The 4,240-nt window shown below is 60.8% G+C and carries 2 protein-coding genes; one reads left to right on the forward strand and one right to left on the reverse strand.

Features of this window, described 5'->3' with window-relative positions; genetic code table 11:
* Positions 1–119: 119 nt before the first annotated feature.
* Complete coding sequence (gene ileS, locus NW820_RS03545; protein ID WP_414406704.1) at positions 120–2,903, forward strand: isoleucine--tRNA ligase; 2,784 nt, start codon at positions 120–122, stop codon at positions 2,901–2,903.
* Positions 2,904–3,001: 98 nt separating this feature from the next.
* Here the strand turns inward: ileS and NW820_RS03550 are convergent.
* A partial coding sequence (locus NW820_RS03550) for a dihydroorotase (RefSeq protein ID WP_414406696.1) occupies positions 3,002–4,240 on the reverse strand: 1,239 nt, incomplete at its 5' end.

A 4,240-nucleotide genomic window follows, 5' to 3' on the forward strand; every position in this document is an offset into this window, starting at 1 on the left:
GGTGAGGGATGGACTGCTGAGGATGAGGCGACAGCGTAGGATAGAGAGACGCCCTTTAGGTTGCTCGAGTTGCCGTGGACTACAAAAGTACCCTCAACCTGCCCCAAACTCAGTTTCCCATGCGGGCAGAGGCCGCCAAGAGAGAACCCGCCATTCAAGCCTTTTGGCAGGAAGAGCAAATCTACCAGCGCCTTGCCGACCACAATCCTGGGGATCCCTTTGTCCTGCACGATGGACCGCCCTACGCCAATGGCGATATCCACATGGGCACCACCCTCAACAAGATCCTCAAGGACATTGTGAACAAGTACCACATCTTGCAAGGGCGCAAGGTGCGCTACGTGCCCGGCTGGGATTGCCACGGCCTGCCCATCGAACTGAAAGTGTTGCAAAGCCTCACTCCGCAGGAGCGGGAAAACCTCACCCCTCTGCAGCTGCGACAAAAAGCCAAGGAGTACGCCCTGCACTACGTTGATGTGCAGCGGGCCAGTTTTCAGCGCCTGGGGGTATGGGGATCCTGGGATCGGCCCTACCTGACGCTGTCGCCGGAGTACGAAGCCGCACAGATTGAGGTGTTTGGACAAATGGCCCTCAAGGGCTACATCTACCGCGGCCTCAAACCCGTCCACTGGAGCCCCAGCTCCCAGACGGCTCTGGCGGAAGCGGAGCTGGAGTACCCTGACAACCACATCTCCCCCAGCATCTACGTGGCCTTTCCGCTACAGAGCCTGAGTCCGGCGGCGCAGCCGGTTTTGGAGCCTTTCATGCCGGGCCTGCGGGCAGCCATCTGGACCACCACCCCTTGGACGATCCCGGCCAACCTGGCTCTCTGCTTTAACCCCAAGCTCACCTATGCAGTGGTGGAGTCTCCCCGCTTCGGCCTGCTGTTGATCGCCGCCGATCTGCGGGAGCGGCTGGAGAAGGTTCTGGAGACGCCTCTGGAGATCAAGGCCACCCTGCCGGGATCCGCCCTGGAATACAGTCAAGGACGGCACCCCCTCTTCGACCGCACCAGCCTCTGCGTGTTGGGGGACTACGTCACCACCGAGTCGGGCACCGGCATTGTGCACACGGCTCCGGGGCATGGGGAAGATGACTTTAAAACCGGCCAAAAGTACGGTCTGCCCATTCTCAGCCCTGTGGACGATCAGGGGAGATTTACCGCCGAGGCCGGATCCCAGTTCGTCGGGTTGGATGTGCTCTCCAAGAAGCCGGAGACCAGCGGCAATGCTGCCGTGATCCAGGCTCTACAGGCTGCGGGGGCTTTGCTCAAGGAAGAACCCTACAACCACAAATATCCCTACGACTGGCGCACGAAAGAGCCAACGATTTTCCGGGCCACCGAGCAGTGGTTTGCGTCTGTAGCTGGCTTCCGGGAGCTGGCCCTGCAGGCCATTAAAACCGTGAAATGGATCCCGGCCATCGGGGAGAACCGCATCACTGCTATGGTGTCGGAGCGCTCGGATTGGTGTATTTCCCGCCAGCGGGCTTGGGGCGTGCCCATCCCCGTCTTTTACGACGAAGAAACCGGCGAGGTTCTGCTCACCGCCGAGACCCTCGACCACATCAAGGCCATCTTCGCCCAAGAGGGATCCGACGCCTGGTGGAAGCGCCCGGTGGAGGAGTTGCTGCCGGAGAAGTACCGCCACAATGGCCGCACCTACCGCAAAGGGATGGACACCATGGACGTGTGGTTTGACTCCGGCTCCTCCTGGGCGGCAGTGGCCAAGGCGCAGGGGTTGGGCTACCCGGTGGATCTGTATTTGGAAGGCTCCGACCAACACCGAGGCTGGTTCCAATCCAGTTTGCTCACCTCCGTGGCCGTCAACGGCCATGCCCCCTACAAAGCGGTGCTCACCCATGGGTTTGTGCTGGACGAGAAGGGCCAGAAAATGAGCAAGTCCCTGGGGAATGTCATCGATCCGATGGTGTTAATCAACGGCGGCAAAGATCCCCAGACGGATCCCGCCTATGGGGCAGATGTGCTGCGCCTATGGGTCTCCAGTGTGGACTACTCCGGGGATGTGCCGCTGGGTAAGACCATTCTTGGGCAAATGGCGGATGTATATCGCAAAATCCGCAACACAGCTCGCTTTTTGCTGAGCAACCTCTACGACTTCAATCCAACTCAGGATGCCGTTCCTTTTGAAGCCTTGACGGAGCTAGACCGCTACATTTTGCACCGCCTGCACGAGGTGGGATCCGAGATCGGCGAATCTTTTGCCAGCTATCAGTTCTACCGCTTTTTCCAGGCGATTCAGAACTTTTGTGTGGTGGATCTCTCCAACTTTTACCTGGATATTGCCAAGGATCGCCTCTACATTAGCCATGCCCAAAGTCTACGGCGGCGCCAATGTCAAACGGTGCTCTCCCTGTTGCTGGAGAACTTGGCCAAGGCCATCGCCCCCGTTCTCTCCCACCTGGCCGAAGAGATTTGGAGCCATCTGCCCTATCCCAAGCCCACCCGTTCGGTGTTTGAGGGGGGGTGGATGAAGCTGCCGGAGCACTGGCGGGATCCCCAGTTGGCGGCCATTTGGGAGCAACTGCGAGAGGTGCGCCAAGAGGTGAACAAGGCTCTGGAACAAGCCCGTACCGGTCGCGTTAGCGGGACGGAGTCCTTTAAGCCCATCGGCGCTTCCACCGAGGCCAAGGTAATCCTGAAGGTAGCGGATCCCAGCCTATACGCTCTTTTGCAGGAGCGGGCTGCCGAGTTGCGCTACTTGTTCATCACCTCACAGGTGGAACTGGAGAAAACCTCAGGTCAAGGCTTGGAGGTCTCTGTTTTTCCGGCTGACGGCCAAAAGTGCGTGCGCTGCTGGAACTATTCCACCCGTGTGGGGGAATTTGCCGAACATCCAGAGCTGTGTGAGCGTTGTGTAGCCGCTCTGGCCGGGGAGTTTTGAATTAGTTTTGAATTAAGGACTCGTCCTGCTGGCGGGAAGGGATCCCCCTCTTTGAATTGGCTCTTTCTCCGGACAGGTCTTGTCGGCCTTCTTCGGGATCAAGGGGCAGAGCTGCGGGATGGGATCCCCTCGACATGGGTGTGCAACACCTTGCCGCACAGGGTTTTCTCCAGCCAGGGAGTCGCTGGCGATCGGGAGTGGAGAGTGGCAACAGAAACCGTCCAGGGGTGGGTGGGATCAAACAGCACCCAGTCGCTGTGGGGGGTAAGGGTGGGCGGATCTAGGTTTAGGCAGCGGGCCGGGTACAGGCTGAGGGCAGACCACAGTTGCAGCGCCGTCAGGGATCCCGTTTCTACCAAATGGTGCCACAGCAGCGGCAGAGCCAGCTCCAGGCCCATCGCCCCCGGCGGGGCATCGGCAAAGGGCAGGGTTTTCTCTTCATGGGTGTAGGGGTGGTGATCCGTCGCGATCCCCAGGCTGCCGGAACGGATCCCGGCGATCAGAGCCTCCCGGTCGCCGGCGCTGGGAAGAGGGGGCAGGAGACGAAGGTGGGGATCGTAGCGATGCTCAAGGACGGCCTCTTCGGACAAGATCAGGTGCATCCAAGTGGCGCTGGCGGTAACCGGCAGTCCTTCGGCTTGGGCCTGTTGGATCAGCTCCAGGCTGCGGGCTTGGCTCAGGCGCATAATATGCACAGGCGGAGGGGAAGGAACGCTCCTGATCACCTCCAAGAGACGGGCCAGAGCGGCAGTTTCGGCACTGGCAGGGATCCCTTTCAGCCCTAGGCGCAGCGCCCAGATCCCTTCGTAGAGGCTGCCTTGCCCGGCCAAGGTGGGATCCCAGGCCCAGAGCAGCAGGGGTTTCTTCCCCAGCCGCAAATACTCCAGAGCCCGCCGCACCAAAGCCAAGGAGCGCAGTGGCTGAACCTCTGCAAAGCCAACTGCTCCCGCTTGCGCCAGTTCTCCCCAGGGGGTTGGAGTTTCTCCTTGGCCACCCACGCTCAGGGCAGCCCAGGGCAGCCAGCGGGGATCCCCCAATTGGCGGGGGTAGCGGTTCAGGTGTTCCGGGTGATCCAGCACCGGAAAAAAGCCGCTTCCGGGAAGGGGGGTGGGCAGAAGCCCCACCTGGGTAAAGCCTCCCGCCAAAGCCGCTGCAGCCAAAGAGGTCAGGGTTTCCCGACTGTGGGCCAGAAAGTGCTCCGCACCGCTTACGCGACCGTTGCCAACCCCCTCGCCGCTGTGGGCATACAGATCCAGCAAACCCGGCCCCACTACCCAGCCTGAGCCATCGATGGTGGGGATGTCGGCAGGGATCCCTGCTGGCTCGGTGGCCCGCAG

It is taken from the genome of Synechococcus sp. R55.7 (genome assembly GCF_047461955.1).
GTDB lineage: Bacteria > Cyanobacteriota > Cyanobacteriia > Thermostichales > Thermostichaceae > Thermostichus.